General features: G+C 67.5%; 14 protein-coding genes. 7 read left to right on the forward strand and 7 right to left on the reverse strand.

All coding sequences use genetic code 11. The features are described from left to right. Window positions 1-53: 53 nt before the first annotated feature. The 5 genes from J3367_RS05135 to J3367_RS05155 all read right to left on the reverse strand — a co-directional run bounded on the left by J3367_RS05135 (window position 54) and on the right by J3367_RS05155 (window position 4,775). Window positions 54-752 (reverse strand): ABC transporter ATP-binding protein, encoded by a 699-nt coding sequence (locus tag J3367_RS05135; protein WP_024352365.1) that lies wholly within the window; start codon window positions 750-752, stop codon window positions 54-56. Beyond that, on the reverse strand, window positions 752-1,507 hold the full coding sequence (locus tag J3367_RS05140; protein WP_024352364.1) for an ABC transporter ATP-binding protein: 756 nt from the start codon (window positions 1,505-1,507) through the stop codon (window positions 752-754). Before J3367_RS05140 ends, J3367_RS05135 begins: the two co-directional genes overlap by 1 nt. Then, the gene (locus tag J3367_RS05145; protein WP_024352363.1) at window positions 1,504-2,523 is read right to left on the reverse strand and encodes a branched-chain amino acid ABC transporter permease; all 1,020 of its coding nucleotides are present in this window, start codon (window positions 2,521-2,523) and stop codon (window positions 1,504-1,506) included. The genes J3367_RS05140 and J3367_RS05145 overlap by 4 nt, the downstream gene beginning before the upstream one ends. Then, window positions 2,520-3,446: a branched-chain amino acid ABC transporter permease gene (locus tag J3367_RS05150; RefSeq protein ID WP_024352362.1), complete on the reverse strand. Its 927-nt coding sequence runs from the start codon at window positions 3,444-3,446 to the stop codon at window positions 2,520-2,522. The genes J3367_RS05145 and J3367_RS05150 overlap by 4 nt, the downstream gene beginning before the upstream one ends. 147 nt (window positions 3,447-3,593) lie before the next feature. Then, window positions 3,594-4,775, reverse strand: coding sequence for an ABC transporter substrate-binding protein (locus J3367_RS05155; RefSeq protein WP_024352361.1), 1,182 nt, complete (start codon window positions 4,773-4,775; stop codon window positions 3,594-3,596). Between the two features lie 324 nt (window positions 4,776-5,099). Between J3367_RS05155 and J3367_RS05160 the strand changes: the two genes are divergently transcribed. Continuing rightward, entirely contained in the window at window positions 5,100-7,478 is a 2,379-nt protein-coding gene (locus J3367_RS05160) for an FAD-dependent monooxygenase (protein ID WP_024352360.1), read from the forward strand. Window positions 7,479-7,505: 27 nt separating this feature from the next. Here J3367_RS05160 and J3367_RS05165 read toward each other — a convergent pair whose 3' ends face one another. After that, window positions 7,506-8,045 (reverse strand): biliverdin-producing heme oxygenase, encoded by a 540-nt coding sequence (locus J3367_RS05165; protein ID WP_024352359.1) that lies wholly within the window; start codon window positions 8,043-8,045, stop codon window positions 7,506-7,508. A 55-nt stretch (window positions 8,046-8,100) separates the two neighbouring features. Here J3367_RS05165 and J3367_RS05170 point away from each other — a divergent pair, with 55 nt between their 5' ends. Continuing rightward, window positions 8,101-10,278 carry a histidine kinase dimerization/phosphoacceptor domain -containing protein gene (locus tag J3367_RS05170; protein WP_024352358.1) on the forward strand — a complete coding sequence of 726 codons (2,178 nt, stop codon included), beginning with the start codon at window positions 8,101-8,103 and terminating at the stop codon, window positions 10,276-10,278. Window positions 10,279-10,365: 87 nt separating this feature from the next. Here the strand turns inward: J3367_RS05170 and J3367_RS05175 are convergent, their stop codons facing one another. Continuing rightward, a complete protein-coding gene (locus tag J3367_RS05175) occupies window positions 10,366-11,400 on the reverse strand; it encodes a GntR family transcriptional regulator (protein ID WP_024352357.1) in 1,035 nt (344 codons plus the stop codon). Window positions 11,401-11,640: 240 nt separating this feature from the next. Between J3367_RS05175 and J3367_RS05180 the strand changes: the two genes are divergently transcribed. From J3367_RS05180 to J3367_RS05200, 5 genes are read left to right on the forward strand one after another with little or no spacing between them, the layout of a single operon-like run. Continuing rightward, window positions 11,641-12,384, forward strand: coding sequence for an SDR family oxidoreductase (locus J3367_RS05180; protein ID WP_024352356.1), 744 nt, complete (start codon window positions 11,641-11,643; stop codon window positions 12,382-12,384). After that, entirely contained in the window at window positions 12,381-13,505 is a 1,125-nt protein-coding gene (locus tag J3367_RS05185; protein WP_024352355.1) for an Ldh family oxidoreductase, read from the forward strand. Before J3367_RS05180 ends, J3367_RS05185 begins: the two co-directional genes overlap by 4 nt. A 29-nt stretch (window positions 13,506-13,534) precedes the next feature. Then, window positions 13,535-14,539, forward strand: coding sequence for a C4-dicarboxylate TRAP transporter substrate-binding protein (locus tag J3367_RS05190; RefSeq protein ID WP_029703840.1), 1,005 nt, complete (start codon window positions 13,535-13,537; stop codon window positions 14,537-14,539). A 30-nt stretch (window positions 14,540-14,569) separates the two neighbouring features. Next, window positions 14,570-15,064 (forward strand): TRAP transporter small permease, encoded by a 495-nt coding sequence (locus tag J3367_RS05195; protein WP_024352353.1) that lies wholly within the window; start codon window positions 14,570-14,572, stop codon window positions 15,062-15,064. Then, window positions 15,058-16,338 (forward strand): TRAP transporter large permease, encoded by a 1,281-nt coding sequence (locus J3367_RS05200; protein WP_024352352.1) that lies wholly within the window; start codon window positions 15,058-15,060, stop codon window positions 16,336-16,338. The genes J3367_RS05195 and J3367_RS05200 overlap by 7 nt, the downstream gene beginning before the upstream one ends. Window positions 16,339-16,977 lie beyond the last annotated feature (639 nt).

Raw genomic sequence — 16,977 nt, forward strand, 5'->3', positions numbered from 1 at the left:
TGTTTGCGGAATGGAAAGGCGTGGCGCCAACGGCGCCGCGGTCGGTGCCTGGCCTACACATGAAGGAAGCGCTCCTTCACGGCAGGGGTCGCCCTGAGTTCGGCCGTCGTGCCGGTCCAGGCGACGCGGCCCTTCTCGATGACGACGTGGCGGTCGGCGAAGCGGGCCAGCGCATCGACATTCTTGTCGATGACGAGGATCGCCTCGCCGGCGTCCTTGATGGCCGTCAGGCAGGTCCAGATCTCCTCGCGGATCAGCGGGGCGAGCCCTTCCGTCGCCTCGTCGAGAACCACGAGGCGGGGATTGGTCATCAGCGCCCGGCCGATGGCCAGCATCTGCTGTTCGCCGCCCGAGAGCTGGTTGCCCATGTTGCGGCGCCGCTCCTTCAGCCGGGGAAACAGGCGGTAGATCTCGGCCAGCGTCCATTTGGCGGGGCCGCGGCCTGCGCGATGGGTGGCAACGAGATTTTCCTCGACCGACAGGGTCGGGAAGATCTGCCGGCCTTCCGGCACGAGGCCGAGGCCGCGATTGGCGACAACATGGGGCTGGCGGCCGGTGACATCGACGCCATCGATGGTGACGCAGCCGCCGCGCGGCTTCACCAGGCCGAAGATCGAGTTGATCGTGGTGGTCTTGCCCATGCCGTTGCGCCCGAGCAGCGTCACGACTTCGCCGGCGCCGACCTCGAGGTCGATGCCGAAGAGGATGCGGCTGTCGCCATAGGCGCTTTGGAGATTTTCGACCCGCAGCATCAGGCGGCCTCCTCCTCGCCGAGATAGGCGGTCCGCACTTCGGGATGGAGGCGGACCTCCTCGGCGGTGCCCGTGGCGATGAGCCGGCCGTAGACGAGGACGCTGACCCGGTCGGCGAGGGCGAAGACGGCATCCATGTCGTGCTCGATCAGGACGATGGTGTGGGTGGTCTTCAGTTCGGCCATCAGCGCGACCAGAACCGCCGATTCCTCGTGGCCGGTGCCGGCGAGCGGCTCGTCGAGCAAGAGCAGCCGGGCGCCGGTCGCCAAAGCGATGGCGATCTCTAACTGGCGCTTTTCGCCATGGGACAGGCTGCCGGCGCGTCGTTGGGCCCGATCGTCGAGACCGACGCGGGCAAGCGCCGCCATGGCGGCGTCGTTGAGCGCGGTCTCGCGCGCCGCGGAGGCAAAGAAGCGGAAGCTCGAGCCCGAGCGGGCCTGCACAGCCATCGCCGCGTTTTCCAGCACGGTGAAGCCGTCGAGGATCGAGGTGATCTGGAAGGAGCGCGCCAGTCCGCGATGGACGCGCCCCGCCATGTCGACCCGGGTGATGTCCTCGCCGGCGAAATGGACGGAACCGCCATCGCTGGCGAGACTGCCGGAGAGCTGGTGGATCAGCGTCGTCTTGCCGGCGCCGTTCGGCCCGATGATGGCGTGGAGTTCGCCGGGCATGACCTGGAAGCTGACGTCGTCGGTGACGTGCAGGGCGCCGAAGGCCTTGCGCAGATTGCGGATGTCGAGAAGCGGTCCGGTCATGGCGTTCCCCGACCCGTGATGCGGCTGACGAAGCCGGCGATGCCGCCGCGCGTGAACAGGACAAGCAGCACCAGGAAGATGCCGAGGCCGAGCTTCCAGTGCTCGGAGATCTGGGCCAGCCAATCCTCCAGCAGGAGGAAGGCGACGGCGCCGGCGATGGGGCCGACCAGCGTGCCCATGCCGCCGAGGACGACCATGACGATGAGCTCGCCCGAGCGCTGCCAGCTCATATAGGCGGGCGAGACGAACTCGGCCTGGTTGGCGAGGAAGACCCCGGCGAGACCGGCAATGGCGCCGGCGATGACGTAGGCGGTAAGCTGGTAGCGGAAGGGCGAAAAGCCGATTGCCTGCATCCGCACGCGGTTGTCGCGGGTGCCGCGCAGGACACGGCCGAAGCGCGAGCCGACGACGGCGCGCAAGGTCACGAAGGCGCCGGCAAGCGCGGCGAGGACGACGTAGAAGAAGGTCAGATTGCCCTTCAGGACCGGCGCGCCGAACAGCGTCGAGCGAGCGGTCAGGGTGATGCCGTCGTCGCCGCCATAGGCCGACAGCGAGACCATGAAGAAATACGCCATCTGGCCGAAGGCGAGGGTGATCATGATGAAATAGACGCCCTTGGTCCGCAGCGAGATGGCGCCGGTGACGAAGGCGAAGAGGCTGCAGACGAGGATCGCGACGGCGGACTGGACCAGGATGTCGTCGATGCCGTGGGCGGCGAGGATCGCCACCGAATAGGCGCCGAGGCCGATGAAGGCGGCATGGCCGAAGGAAACCAGCGCGCCATAGCCGAGGATCAGGTCGAGGGAGAGGGCGGCGAGGGCGAAGATCATGATCCGCGTCGCCGTGACCAGCAGGAACTGGTCGTCGATCGCGGTGGCGAGCAGCGGCAAGAGCGCCAGCGTCGCGAAGATCAGCCCGGCGGCGAGCGCCGTTCCGCGCCCGTCGAGGCGGCTTGGGCGACGCTGGGGCGCGACATCGGGCGTTTTGCCGGCAAGGGTGAGGTCGCTCGCGCTCATTGGGCCGCCCCCTTGGCCGGGAAGAGCCCGGCCGGCCGGAAGAACAGGACGGCGGCCATCAGGATGTAGATCAGCATGGGCGCGAGGGTGCGGCCGGTCTGGGACGCGGCGGACGGGTCCATGAGGCTGCGCAGGAGAATCGGACCGAAGGTGCGGCCGAGCGTGTCGACCAGCCCGACCAGCAGCGCCGCCACGAAGGCGCCGCGCACCGAGCCGACGCCGCCGATGACGATGACCACGAAGGTCAGGATCAGGATGGAATCGCCCATGCCGGGCTGCACCGACAGGATCGGCGCGACCATGGCGCCGGCAAAACCCGCCAGCATGGCGCCGAGGGCGAAGACCAGCATGAAGAGCCGGCGGATGTCGACGCCGAGGGCCGAGATCATCGGTGCATTGGTGGCGCCGGCGCGCAGCCGCATGCCGATGCGGGTGTGGCTGACCAGGAGATAGAGCCCGAGGGCCGTCGCCAGACCGGCGGCGATGATCAGGACGCGGAACAGCGGATAGCGCATGTTGCCGATCAGCGGGATCGAACCGGACAGGACGTCCGGGATCGGCACGCTCATGGGGGCTGCGCCCCACAGCATCTGGACGCCCTCGTTGAGGATCAGGATCAGGCCGAAGGTCGCCAGCACCTGGTCGAGATGGTCGCGGTCGTAGAGGCGGCGGAAGATCAGCACTTCGAGGATGATCCCGAAGAGCAGCGTCGCCGGAATGGTCAGCGCGAGGCCGAGGAAGAAGTCGCCGGTATAGGCCGTCAGGGTGGCGACCAGATAGGCGCCGACCATGTAGAGCACGCCATGGGCGAGATTGATCAGGTCCATGATCCCGAAGATCAGGGTCAGGCCGGCCGCGACCAGAAACAGCAGGATGCCGAACTGGAGGCCGTTGAGCGCCTGGAGCAGAAAGAGATTGAGCATGCCGGGTCCCGCTGCCGCGACCGCTCGTTCACCGGGCGGGGGCGTGTGGTTCGTCGCAGGGTCCGGCTCGCGCCGGAAGTCGCATGCGCGACGTGGGTCGTTGACGCTCCGGCCCGCACCTGGCGAGCCGGAGCCGGAGGCTGCCGGTTACTGCATCTTGCAGTCGGCGGCGTAATTGTCCTGGTAGTCGTCGAAGATCTTCTGCTCGATCTGGGTCTGGTACTTGCCGTCGTCGCGCTTGGCGACCTTGACCAGATAGAAGTCCTGGATCGGGTAGTGGTTGTCGCCGATGGAGAAGTCGCCGCGCAGGGACTGGAAATCGGCCGCCTTCAGGCCGGCGCGAAGGGCGTCTTTGTCGGAAAGGTCGCCGCCGGCCGCCTTGATGGCGCTGTCGATCATCTGGGCCGCGTCATAGGCCTGCATGGCGTAGGTGCCCGGCACGCTGCCGTATTTTTCCTCATAGGCGGCGACGAAGGCCTTGGACTGCTCGTTGTCCATGTCCGGGGCCCAGTTGGCGCCGCCGAAGAAGCCGACGGCCGCGTCCTGCTGGGCCGGCAGCGTCGTCTCGTCGACGGTGAAGGCGGAGAGGAACGGGATGTTGTCGAGGCCGGCTTGGCGGTACTGCTTGACGAGGTTCACGCCCATGCCGCCGGGCATGAAGGTGAAGACCGCATCGGGCTGCTCGGCGGCGATCTGCGCGAGTTCGGCCGAGAAGTCGAGCTGGCCGAGCGGGGTGTAGATCTCGTTGACCACCTCGCCCTTGTAGGAACGCTTGAAGCCGGCGAGCGAATCCTTGCCCGCCTGATAGTTCGGCGCCAGCAGGAAGAGCCGCTTGTAGCCGGTGTCCTCGGCGTATTTGCCGAGCACCTCGTGGACCTGGTCGTTCTGGTAGGACGAGACGAACAGGTTGGCGTTGCACTCGGCGCCGGCGAAGTTCGAGGTGCCGGCATTCGGGCTGATCAGGAAGGCGCCGCCGTCGGTGACCGGCTTGGCGATGGCCATCAGGATGTTGGAGAAGATCGGCCCGACGACGAAGTCGGCATCGTCGCGCTCGACCAGCTCACGAGCCTTGTTGGCCGCGATGTCGGGCTTCAGCTCGTCGTCGACGGTGGTGATCTCGGTCTCGAGGCCGCCGAGCTTGCCGCCCATCGTCTCGACCGCCAGCATGAAGCCGTCGCGGCCCTGCTCGCCGAGCACCGCGGCCGGGCCGGACAGGGTGAACATCAGGCCGACCTTGAGCTTGTCGTCGGCGGCGTCCTGCGCGAGCGCGCTGCCGGTCAGGGCGGTGGCCGCCAGAAGGCCGAGGGCGACGGTGCGGATCATTGTCATTCCTGCATCTCCATGCAAAGTTTCTGCGGCAGATCCGGCCCCGCCTCGGCGGTCCGTGCCCCTTGTTCGGCATGCGGCGCGGCGCCTCTGCGCCCCGATCCGAAAATTAGTTTACACATAAAATAGTGCCTCGCAACCGGATTGGCCGATTTTTTGGGCGTGCCTAATTATGCTGCAGTGCGGCGGCCGTGAATGCACTGCGGTGAGGACGGGCGGCACCGAGAATCTGGCTGCGACGCCTTGACCCATGCCCCGCTCCACGGCGATAGTTTAACTCTAAAATATCTGGTTGCGGGTGTCGGTCCCGCCTACAGGAGAGCAGCGATGCGCATCACCGTAATCGGCGGCGGCCCCGGCGGCCTCTATTTTGCGCTGCTCACCAAGAAGCAGCGACCCGACTGGTCGATCGACATCTACGAGCAGAACCAGGCCGAGGACACGTTCGGCTTCGGTGTCGTCTTCTCCGACGAGACGCTGCACGAATTCCTGTCGCGCGACCGGCCGTCCTTCGACCGCATCCGCCATGAATTCGCCTATTGGGACGACGTCGCCATCCACAAGGACGGGCGCGAGATGCGCTGCGCCGGGAACGGCTTTGCCGGCATCTCGCGCATGAAGCTCCTCGCCATCCTGCAGCAGCGCTGCCGGGAGGAGGGGATCGGCCTGCATTTCGGCGTGTCGGTACCGCCGGAGGAGATCGCCACGCGCTTTGCCGATTCCGACGTGGTCGTGGCGGCGGACGGCGTGAATTCGCGCATCCGCGAGCATTTCCGCACGGCCTTCGAACCGGATGTGGCAATCAAGTCGAACCGCTTCTGCTGGATGGGCTCGACCCGGCCGATGGACGAGTTCAACTATTTTTTCCGACAGACCGAGCACGGCATCATCTGTGCCCACACCTACCAGTACGAGGCGGGCCGCTCGACCTGGATCTTCGAGATGGACGACGCCTGCTGGCGCGGCCATGGCTTCGACGGCATGGACGAGGCGGCGTCGAAGGCGGTGCTGGAAGCGCTCTATGCCGACGAGCTGCAGGGCCATCCGCTGCTCCTGAACCGGTCGAACTGGCGGCAGTTTCCGCGCATCTTCTGCAATCGCTGGTCCCACGACAACATCGTGCTGCTCGGCGACGCCAAGGCCTCGGCGCATTATTCCATCGGCTCGGGCACCAAGCTCGCCATGGAATGCGCCATCTCGCTGTCGGATGCGGTGGTCGCCCATGGCCCGTCCAGCGTTCCGGCCGCCTTCGCGGCCTATGAGGACGCGCGGCGCACGCCCTGCCAGATCACCCAGCACAATGCCGACGTGTCGCTGGCCTGGTTCGAGCACATGAACCGCTCCTGGGACATGGAGCCCGAGCAGTTCGCCATGGTGGTGATGTGCCGGGCCAAGGCGATCACCTACGACAATCTGATCGTGCGCGATCCCGGCTTCGTGGAAGCCGTCGACACGGCTTTCTACGAGCGGGTCTATCGCGAAACCGGCGAGGATTACCGCAAGAGCCGGCCAACGCCGATGTTCACGCGGTTCAGGTTGCGCGAGATGACGATCGAAAACCGGGTCGCCATGTCACCGATGGCGCAATATTCGGCCGATGCGGACGGCAATCCGACCGACTGGCACTTCGTCCACTACTCCTCCCATGCGCTGGGCGGGGCCGGACTGATCTTCACCGAGATGACCTGCCCCTCGGCCGATGCGCGGATCACGCCGGGCTGCACCGGTCTGTGGACCGACGCGCAGGAAGCGCAGTGGAAGCGGATCGTCGACTTCGTCCACGCCAATTCGACGTCGAAGATGGTGCTGCAGCTCGGTCATGCCGGGCGCAAGGGGTCGACCCAGCTCGGCTGGGAGAAGATGGACATGCCGCTGGCCGACAAGGCGGCGAACTGGCCGATCGTCTCGGCCTCGCCGTTGCCCTATCACGACGGCATCAGCCAGGTGCCGAAGCCGCTGGACCGCGCGGAAATGGACCGGATCACCGCGGATTTCGTCCAGGCGACGGAGCGGGCCGACCGGGCCGGCTTCGACATGCTGGAGCTGCACTGCGCCCACGGCTATCTGCTGGCGTCCTTCCTGTCGCCGCTGACCAACCATCGCGACGATGCCTATGGCGGCTCGGTGGAAAACCGGCTGCGCTACCCGCTGGAGGTCTTCGCCGCGATGCGAGCGGCCTGGCCGGCGCACAAGCCGATGTCGGTGCGCCTGTCGGCCACCGACTGGGCCGAAGGCGGGATCAGCGAGGCGGACGTCTTCGCGATCTCGGAGGCCTTCGCGGATGCCGGCTGCGACCTGATCGACGTGTCGGCCGGCCAGACCGTGGCCGATCAGGCGCCGGTATACGGCCGGATGTTCCAGGTGCAGTTCGCCGAGGCGATCCGCAACGTGCCGAAGATGGCGGTGATGGCCGTCGGCGCCATCACCGAGGCGGCGCAGGTGAACACCATCCTGCACACCCGCCGCGCCGACATCGTCGCGCTCGGCCGTCCGCATATGTGGAACCCGTATTTCGCCCGCGAGGCGGCCGCCTGGTACGACACCCGCAACCAGCCCTGGCCGAAGCAATACATCTCGGGCCGCGACCAGGCGCATCGCGAGCTGACCAAGAAGCGGGCGCAGGAGATCGAGCTTCGGCGCAAGGCCCGACCGCGGCCGCACGATGCCGAAGCAAGCGATTCGCCGGCGCGCCAGGCCGCCGAGTAGGGCAGGCTGCCGAGTCGGGCGGGCCGGCTAGCCGGCCTCGGCGAGGGCGGATCGTTCGAACAGGGAAAAGCAGGCGGCGGCGGCCGCAATCGCGCTGGCGATCGTGGTCTCGTCCTGGCCTTCGCTCCAACGATCGAGGTCTGCGAGCACGCTCCGCCAGCCGCCTCGCTCGTGGCTCGCCGACAGAAGGCGGCGCGGATAGGCGACAGGCACCCGGCGTTGCAGCACCGCGCCGCCGAGCCGGGAGCCCTCCAGAACATAGTGGATACCGCGCGCCGCGACCGGCGACGCAGGGCCGTCGAAGGGCGCCGATGGCGGAATGTCGATGCCGAGTTCCTGCAGATCGGCGACCGCCAGATCGGTGCGGGAACGGGTCGCGGCTACGGAAATGCCGGCGGCGACGATTGCCTCCACGGCGGGCAGCGCCCTTGCATGGGCTCGCAGGAAACCGCCATAACCGGACCGTGTTGAAAGGTCGAAGGCACTGAAGGCGGTGTCGACCCGCAGATGCAGTGACGCAGTTTCCGTGCGCAGGCGTTCGGAAAACGTCCCGTTCGGTGGTGGCATGCAGTGATCCGTCGCTCGTGACACGTTCCCGTCCGACGTCGACAGGAGGCCACAGGTGAAAGCAGATATCCCCGCCAGTCTGCAAGACTCCCTGCGCGCGGTCTCCGCGGACGAGCTGACGCTCTGCGACCGCGAACCGATCCACATTCCCGGCTCCATCCAGCCGCACGGCATGCTGCTGGTCGCCGACCGGGGGACGCTGGACGTCGTGGCCGGGGCGGGCAACATCGAGGGCCGGCTCGCGCCGCAATGGCTCGGACGTCCGCTGGCCAGTCTCATCGGCAGCGCAGCGGTGGAAATCGCCCTCGGGATCGAGGACGAGACCTCCGCGGTGCTCGATCCGGTGACCGGGCTGGAGAACTCGCTGGACGGTGTCGCGCACCGCACCGGCGAGTATCTGCTGATCGAGCTGGAAGACGCGGAACGTGCGGGCGCGAGCACCGCGCGTATCTTCACCCGGATCGAGGAGGCCGGTGCGGCCCTCGCCCGGACCCATGATCTCCTCGATCTCTGCGAAGCGGCGGTCCAGCAGTTCCGCGCGATCACCGGTTACGACCGGGTGATGATCTATCGCTTTCACGAGGACGGCGCCGGCTCGGTGGTGGCCGAGGACCGAGCCGCGCATCTCGTCTCCTTCCTCAATCACCAGTTCCCGGCGACGGACATTCCGAAGCAGGCGCGGGCCCTCTATATCCGCAACCGGATCCGGGTGATTCCCGACGTCTGCTACGAGCCGGCGCCGATTCGGGCCGCCGAGTCGGGGCTTTCGGAGGTCGATCTGTCCGATGTCGGGCTGCGCAGCGTCTCGCCGATTCATATTCGCTACCTCCAGAACATGGCCGTCGGGGCCTCGGCCTCGATCTCCATCGTCATGGACGGGCATCTGTGGGGGCTGGTGGCCTGTCATCACGACGAGGCGAAGACTATATCGCTGTCGGACCGCACCGCCTGCCGCATCCTCGCCCATACGCTGTCCCAGCAGATCGCCGCCAAGGACGAGGCGGAACTGACCCGCGAGCGCGTCCGGATCCGGGCGAGCGAGGATACGGCGCTGGCGCTCTACGACCCCGAGTCCAGCTTCGAGAGCTTCGTGGAGGGGGCCGGCTCGGAGCTTTGCCGGATGCTGGGGGCCGACGGCCTGGCCGTCCTGTCCGGCACCCAGATCTCGACCTTCGGTCGCTGCCCGGACGAGGCGGATCTCCGCAGGATCGGCGAGTGGGTGAAGGACAAGGCGGCGCCGTTTCCGTTCCTCACCGACCGGCTGGCGCTGCATTGGCCCGAGGCCGAGGCGTTCCTGTCCCTGGCCAGCGGTCTCCTGGCGGTCTCGCTGTCGACCGAGACGCCGATCTGCCTGATCTGGCTGCGCGCCGAGAAGATCGAGACCGTCGAATGGGCAGGCAATCCCCACAAAGGCGCCTCGACCGATCCGAATGCCGTGCTGACGCCGCGGTCGTCCTTCGAGACGTGGAGCGACACGGTCCGCGGCCGGTCGCGGCCGTGGTCGATCGCCGAGGTGGAATCGGCCAGCCGGGTCGGCCGGCTGCTGCGCGAGCGTCGGCAGGCGATCCGGCTGAAGGAGCTGAACCGCGATCTCCTAGAGACCGTGCGCGAGAACCAGCTGCTCCTGCAGCAGAAGGGCTTCCTGCTGCGGGAGGTGAATCACCGCGTCCAGAACAGCCTGCAGCTGGTCGCTGCCTTCCTGCGCATGCAGGCCCGCGACCTCGACGACGTGGGAACGAAGAGCCAGCTGTCGGAAGCGCAGCGCCGGCTGAACGCGGTCGCGCTCGTCCACCGGCGGCTCTATTCGGGCGAAAGCGTCGAGATCGTCGATCTCTCACGCTACATCCGCGACCTGTGGACGGATCTTGCGTCGTCGATGGACGGGGCCTGGGCGGAACGGGCGCGGCTCGACCTCGCGCCGGTCCAGATCGCGGCCGACCGCGCCGTCCATGTCGGGCTGATCATGACCGAACTGGTGATCAACACGCAGAAATACGCCTATGACGGCAAGGCCGGTCCGCTGGCGATCCGCCTCGACCAGCATCTCGGCCGGTTCCGGCTGGCCGTCTCTGATCGCGGCGCCGGCAAGTCGCGCGACCATCAGGGCTTCGGCTCGAAGATGATGCGCGCGATGGTCGATCAGATCGAGGGCACGCTGGAGGAGGCCGGAAACCGGCCCGGTCTCGTCACCACGGTCAGCGCACCGGTCGAGCGAGCCCTGCACCAGGGCTGAGGCGAGTTGCGCCGCGGCGGCGTTCTTCGCCGCAAGATCTGTCGCGCGCCGTGAAGCTGCCCGGCGGCCATGGCGTCCCGGTCGGCATCAATCCGCCGGCAACCGTTCCAGATAGGACAGATCCTCGGCGTCGAACTCGCGGCGGATAAGATCGACGCGGGAAATCGCGCGGTCGCCCGAGATGATCAGATGGTCGGCCAGCGCCTTCGCTGCCCTGTCCGTCTCGCCGGCCAGCAGATGGTCGATCACCGCCACATGCTCGGGCAGGAACGGTTCGGCGTCGAACAGACGCGGCGTCCAGCGATAAAGGAACCGGTGGGCGATCAGCAGCGACTGGGGCAGGGTGATCGCCTGCATCAGCGCGTAGGTGCCCGACAAATCGAGCAGCGTGACATGGAGGTCCTTCTCCAGCGCATCGAGCGTCGCGCCGGTGACATCGCCCGCCGCCATTGCCTCTTCCAGCCGGGTCCGCATCTGCATCAGCAGTGACGCCGGCGCGTGGGGCGCCGCCTTGGTCAGGGCGATCGGCTCGAGAATCGCGCGCAGTTCGTAGAGTTCGGCAATATGGTCGGGCGTCAGCGCCGGTGCGTACCAGCGGCCGCGATCGTCCTTGCGCAGCACGCCGCGCTGCTGCAGGCGGCCGACCACGTCGCGCGCCACGGTGCGGCTGACGCCGTAGTGGCGGGCGAGCCGCGCTTCGTTCACCCGCCAGCTGGCGAAGGAGATCCGGGCGATCACCTGGTCCTCCACCTCGCCATAGATCCGCTCCCAGCTTGGCGAGGATTGCAGCGGACTGCCGTCATGGGCTGGCGACGCCGGATCGCCGGGCGAGGGGGCCTTTCGCGCCGACACGCTGCCGGCCAGGACGGCATAGCCCTTGCCCTTCACGCGTTTGACGAGGCCCTGCTGCTCCAGTTCCGACAAGGCGCGGCGCACCGGCGCGCGGCTGATGCCGAGCCGCTCGGCCAGCAGCGATTCGGTGAGGTGGCCCGATGCCGGCAGGGTGCCGTCGCGGATCTGCTCGGCGATGAGCTGCGTCGCCCGCTCATAGAGGCGCGGCGTGACGCCGGAAACGCTCTCCGCATCGATGTCCTGGACCCTCTCGGTGCGCCCCTCAGGCATCGTGTCTCCCTCGCAACCCGGCGGATTCGGCCGGTGCCAAAGTGTTTCGAATGTCGCCCATGGCGTCAAACCGAATGCCCGCTCCGGGACGCGATCGTCGGCATTCCCGCGTCACAAGCGCTTGCGATCGCCCGGCTATCCGTCGGGGCTCTCCCCCCCCCCCTTTTTCTCGCCGACGTTGATATGTATAGTGTAGACATACGACATCGAGCGGGGGGCTCGTGGCAGGGAGGAACGGGAATGAGCGGACGGCTCGAAGGGCGGCGAGCATTCGTGACGGGGGCCGGCCAGGGGATGGGCCGCGCCATCGCGCTCCTGTTCGCCGAGGAGGGTGCGGCTGTCGTTGCTGCCAGCCGCACCCTTGCCAAGATGGACGACCTGCCGCGTCTGGCGCCGTCGATCACCCCGGTCGGTCTCGACGTCACCGATCGGGACGCCGTGCAGGCGGCGATCGCCGCTGCGGGTGATCTGGACATCCTGGTCAATTGCGCCGGCTGGGTTCACAACGGCAGCATTCTCGACTGCAGCGAGGAGGATTGGGCGAAGAGCCTGGAGCAGAACGCCACCTCCTGTTTCCGCACCATCCGCGCTGCATTGCCGGGGATGATCGCCCGCGGGCGCGGCTCGATCATCAATGTCGCCTCGGTCGCCTCCAGCATTACCGGCGTCGCCAACCGGGCCGCCTACGGCACCAGCAAGGCGGCGGTGATCGGCCTGACGAAGCAGGTCGCGCGGGACGTCATCCGCACCGGCGTGCGCGTCAACGCGCTGTGCCCCGGCACCACGGCGTCGCCGTCGCTCGAATCCCGCATCGCGGCCAGCGCCGATCCCGAGGCGACGCGCCGCGAATTTGCCGAGCGCCAGCCGATCGGACGCCTTGGCGAGGTCTCCGAAATGGCGGCTGCGGCGCTGTATTTCGCCGCCGACGATGCGGCCTTCACCACCGGCCAGATCCTGGTCGTCGACGGCGGGCAGACCCTGTGAGCGCGGTCGCCGACCAGACTGGCCGCCACGGTGCCCGCATCGGGCTCGACGAGCTCGCCCGCTTCTGCGCGGCCGCCCTGTCGGCGGTCGGCGCCGACGAGGCGACGGCCGACGCGGCGACGCGCGCGATGATCCACGGGTCGCGCTGCGGCGTCGACAGCCATGGCGTCCGGCTCCTGCCGCATTATGCGACGGTGCTGCGCGAGGGGCGCGTCAACCCGCGGCCGGCGCTCACCTTCACGTCGAAGGGCGGCGCGGTCGCCACGCTCGATGCCGACGACGCCCATGGCGCGCTGGCCACCTACAGCGCCATGGACCGGGCGGTCGAGATCGCCGGCGGCCAGGGCATCGGCGCGGTGGCGATCCGCAAATCCTCGCATTTCGGCCCGGCCGGCGCCTATGCGCTGGCGGCGGCCGAGCGCGGGGCCATCGGCATCGTCATGTGCAATTCCGACGCCTTCGTGCGGCTGCATGGCGGGGCGCGCCGCTTCCACGGCACCAATCCGATCGCCTGCGCCATTCCCAACCCGGACGGAGCGCCGTGGCTGCTCGACATGGCCACCAGCGCGATCCCCTACAACCGCGTCAAACTCTACGAGAGCCTCGGCGTGGATCTGCCGGAGGCGGTCGCCTCGGATGCGGAGGGCCGGAACACGGCGGACCCCGCGGCGGTCGAGATGCTGGCGCCGCTGGGGGCGGCCTTCGGCTTCAAGGGCGCCGGCCTTGCCGGCCTGGTCGAGATCTTCAGCGCCGTCCTCAGCGGCATGGGGCTGAGCTTCGACCTCCTGCCGATGGGCGGGCCGGACCTGTCGACCCCGCGCGGCCTCGGCGCCTTCGTCATGGCGGTGCGCACCGATGCCTTCGTCGACCGGGAGATATTCGATCGCGGCATGCGTCGCTATGTCGGCGAACTGCGCGCCAGCGCGACCGCACGCGGCGCTGAGGTCATGGCGCCGGGCGACCGCGAATGGGCCGAGGCGGAGCGGCGCACCGCCTATGGCGCGCCGGTGGACCCGGCGACGATGACAGAGTTCCGGTCCCTTGCGGACCGGTACGGGCTGGAGATGCCGGCAACAGCCGGGTCCGGCTCGACGCCGCCCGCGCAGACGGGCGCAAGCTGACCACGAGATCGCAACAGGGAGGATCGACAATGAGCGTGCTGGCAAGGCATCTGAAGACGCTGTCTCTCGCGGTGGGGCTCGGCCTCTTCGCGCAAGGGGCAGTATTCGCGCAGGACAGTTTCGAGCTGCGCTTCAACCATGTGCTCGGCCCCAACGAGCCGTTCCACAAGGGCTTCGAGGCCTGGGCGGAGCGGGTGAAGGAGCGCACCGATGGCGGGCTGACGATCCAGGTCTTCCACAGCGCCCAGCTCGGCGTCGAGGAAGACATCATCGAGCAGATCCGCCAGGGCGCCAATATCGGCCAGAACACCGACGCCGCGCGGCTCGGCACCTATGTCCCGGGCATCGCGGTGGTCAACGGGCCCTATTTCGTCGGCTCGCTGGAGGAATCCTTCAAACTGGCGGATTCGCCCACCATGCAGGAATGGCAGGCCGAGCTTGCCGAACAACACGGGCTGAAGGTCGTGTGCTTCGACTGGGTGCAGGGCTTCCGCAATTTCTACACCAATGCGCCGGTGCGCACGCCGGAGGATCTGAGCGGTCAGCGCATCCGCACCCCGCCGGCACCGATCTGGCAGGAATCGATCCGGGCACTGGGCGCCGAGCCGGTGGCGATGAATTTCGGCGACGTCTATCCCGGCCTGCAGCAGCGGGCGATCGACGGGGCCGAGCTCGTCTATCCCAACATCACCGCAGCCAATCTCAACGAGGTCGTCGACCACGCCAACGAGACCAAGCATATCCTCCTGACCAATTTCCAGGTGGTCAGCTCGCAATGGTTCGACGGCCTGCCTTCGGAATACCAGAGCGCGCTGGTCGAGGAATGCCGCGCCGCCGGCCAGGCAACCTCGGCGGAGATCGAGGAGGCGACGCAGACGGCCAAGGCGACCCTGAAGGAGCGGGGCATGACGATCGTCGAGGACGTCGACATGGACGCGTTCCGGGCCGCCGGCGAAAAAGCCTACGAGACGCTGGGTCTCGTCGAGGCGAAGAACAAGGTCCAGGAAGAGATCGGCATCAAGGCGGGCCAGTAACGGTCCGACGCGACGCCGGCGGGGAGATCCATGCCAAGCCTCTATCGGTTCATCCTGCGGGCTGAGGCATTCCTCGCCGGCGTCCTGTTGATGGCCATGGTCGCGCTCATCTTCGCCGGCGGCGTCGCCCGGATGATGCACACGCCGATCAACTGGACCATCGATCTGGCCACCTGCGCCTTCGCATGGGCCTCGTTCCTGTGCGCCGACATCGCGTGGCGCAGGGGCGCTCTGATGTCGATCGACATCCTGCCGGAAATGGTGCCCGCCGGCGTGCGGCGGGTGCTGGAATACGTCAATTACGGGTTGATCGCGATCTTCCTCGTCTGCGGCATCTATGCCGGGACGCTGCTCGCCTGGATCAGCCGGGCCCGCAGTTTCCAGGGCATTCCCGGGATCAGCTATTCCTGGGTGACGATGAGCCTGCCGGTCGGCTGCCTGCTGCTGCTCGTCACCACGCTTCTGAAGATCCGTGACGCGCGGCGCGCCGCGGTCAGCGCCGAGGGCGCTTCGCCGTCATGCTGATCGTCACCATCGCCTTCGTCGTCCTGATCCTGATGGGCATGCCCATCGCCTTTGCGATCGGCATTTCCGGGGCGCTGTTCTTCGCCCAGCATCCCGAGCTTCCCTTCACCATTCCGGTGCAGGTGACGGTGTCCCAGACCCAGAATTTCGCGCTGCTGGCGATCCCGCTGTTCATCGTCGCCGGCAATTTCATGAACCGGTCGGGCATCACCGAGCGGCTGCTCGACCTCGCCTCGGTGCTGACCGGCCGGCTGCGCGGCGGGCTGGCACAGGTCTCGCTGGCGCTGTCGGCGCTGATGGGCGGCGTGTCGGGATCGGCGATCGCCGACGCGGCGATGCAGAGCCGCATGCTCGGCGACGAGATGACCAGGCGCGGCTTCACCCGCGGCTTTACCGCCGGCATCCTGTCCTATGGCGCCGTGCTGACGCCGATCATCCCGCCGGGCATCGGCATGATCCTCTACGGGACGATCGGCCAGGTCTCGATCGGTCGGCTGTTCGCCGCCGGTTTCGTGCCCGCGCTACTCCTGTGGATCGGGCTGGGCTTCGCCGTCTGGCTGACCGCCCGGCGGCGCGGCTACCAGCCGCAACGCCGGACCCGGCCGAAATTCGCCGAGGTCACGCGGGCCTTCACCGGCGGCATCTGGGCGCTGCTGTTTCCGGTCTTCCTGCTGGTCGGCCTGCGCATGGGCGTCTTCACCCCGTCGGAGATCGGGGCGTTCGCCGTGCTCTACGCGCTGTTCATCGGGGTGCTGGTCTATCGCAAGATGCGGATGAAGGGCTTCGTCGAAGGGCTGGAGAGCAGCCTGGCCGATGTCGGCTCGGTGATGTTCCTGATCGCCCTGTCGGCGATCTTCAGCTACGGCATCGTCCTCGAGCAGGTGCCCGAGACCGTCGCCGGCTGGATCGTCGGGCTGACCGACAATCTCACCGGCGCGATGATCCTGATCTGCGTCGTGGTGGTGGTCATCGGCTTTTTCATCGATGCGACGGTACTGATCATCATGCTGACGCCGATCGTCCTGCCGGTGGCGCGCGATCTCGGTGCCGACCCGGTGCATTTCGGCATCGTCTTCATCATCGCCGCGACCATCGGCAATTTCACGCCGCCTGTCGGCGCGGCGATGTATGCGGTCTGCTCGATCCTGCGCTGTCCAATCGGCGAGTACACCCGGGAATCGGCGCCGTTCCTGGCGGCGGTCGTCGCGGTGACCGTGCTGCTCATCCTCCTTCCGTCCGTCGTCCTGTTCGTGCCGAACCTGATCTTCGGCTGAGCGGTGGCCCGCCGGTCGGCGGCCATGTCGGAAAGCTGGACGTCCGATTGGGCGCAGGCTCATCTCGGCATCCGGACACGCGCGGCCCCCCCAATAGCGCGCACATGGCGAACAGCCCGGCAGGGGAGGGGACAGGCCTATCCTGTGAAGGCGAAGGCTCCGCGGTGGTTCGTGCACGATGGACCCCCGGGCCGACCGCATCGAACAACGCCCGCGTCCCGGGGCCGTACGGGGCCCGCCAGGCGCCGCGGTCGACCAAATGACTTTTTGCGAAGTTTTTGCGACTGAGGTCGTTGACAGGTCCGGATGGGGTGGCCTATATCGCGTTCATCGACGACGGCGGTGGCGCCGGGGCGGGCCGGACGGTCCGCTGAGAACTGGTTCGGGGCAAATTGTTCTGACCGGTTCGGTTTTGCGCCGCCATCGTCATCATCTATCGAGAGCCGCTTTGCAGCGACCCTCCTCGGGGTATGACCGGACTTGTCCGGATGTCCCGCCGCCGATCTGATCGGCGTGCTCTTTGAAAACTGAAGATTGAGAAGAAAGAGAAGCGTGGGCGGCGGATTGTTTGCCTGGAGCTTCGTGTCGGTTTCCTTTCCGATTGCGAGGCATCCATGAGAGAACGATCGATCGTTATCA

This window comes from Aurantimonas sp. NFXS3 (assembly GCF_049132005.1).
Lineage (GTDB): Bacteria > Pseudomonadota > Alphaproteobacteria > Rhizobiales > Rhizobiaceae > Aurantimonas > Aurantimonas coralicida.

Coding starts and splice junctions, on each gene's coding strand:
- J3367_RS05135 (WP_024352365.1), bottom strand. CDS start 752: ATGCTGCGGGTCGAAAATCTCCAAAGCGCCTATGGCGACAGCCGCATC.
- J3367_RS05140 (WP_024352364.1), bottom strand. CDS start 1,507: ATGACCGGACCGCTTCTCGACATCCGCAATCTGCGCAAGGCCTTCGGC.
- J3367_RS05145 (WP_024352363.1), bottom strand. CDS start 2,523: ATGAGCGCGAGCGACCTCACCCTTGCCGGCAAAACGCCCGATGTCGCG.
- J3367_RS05150 (WP_024352362.1), bottom strand. CDS start 3,446: ATGCTCAATCTCTTTCTGCTCCAGGCGCTCAACGGCCTCCAGTTCGGC.
- J3367_RS05155 (WP_024352361.1), bottom strand. CDS start 4,775: ATGACAATGATCCGCACCGTCGCCCTCGGCCTTCTGGCGGCCACCGCC.
- J3367_RS05160 (WP_024352360.1), top strand. CDS start 5,100: ATGCGCATCACCGTAATCGGCGGCGGCCCCGGCGGCCTCTATTTTGCG.
- J3367_RS05165 (WP_024352359.1), bottom strand. CDS start 8,045: ATGCCACCACCGAACGGGACGTTTTCCGAACGCCTGCGCACGGAAACT.
- J3367_RS05175 (WP_024352357.1), bottom strand. CDS start 11,400: ATGCCTGAGGGGCGCACCGAGAGGGTCCAGGACATCGATGCGGAGAGC.
- J3367_RS05180 (WP_024352356.1), top strand. CDS start 11,641: ATGAGCGGACGGCTCGAAGGGCGGCGAGCATTCGTGACGGGGGCCGGC.
- J3367_RS05190 (WP_029703840.1), top strand. CDS start 13,535: ATGAGCGTGCTGGCAAGGCATCTGAAGACGCTGTCTCTCGCGGTGGGG.
- J3367_RS05195 (WP_024352353.1), top strand. CDS start 14,570: ATGCCAAGCCTCTATCGGTTCATCCTGCGGGCTGAGGCATTCCTCGCC.
- J3367_RS05200 (WP_024352352.1), top strand. CDS start 15,058: ATGCTGATCGTCACCATCGCCTTCGTCGTCCTGATCCTGATGGGCATG.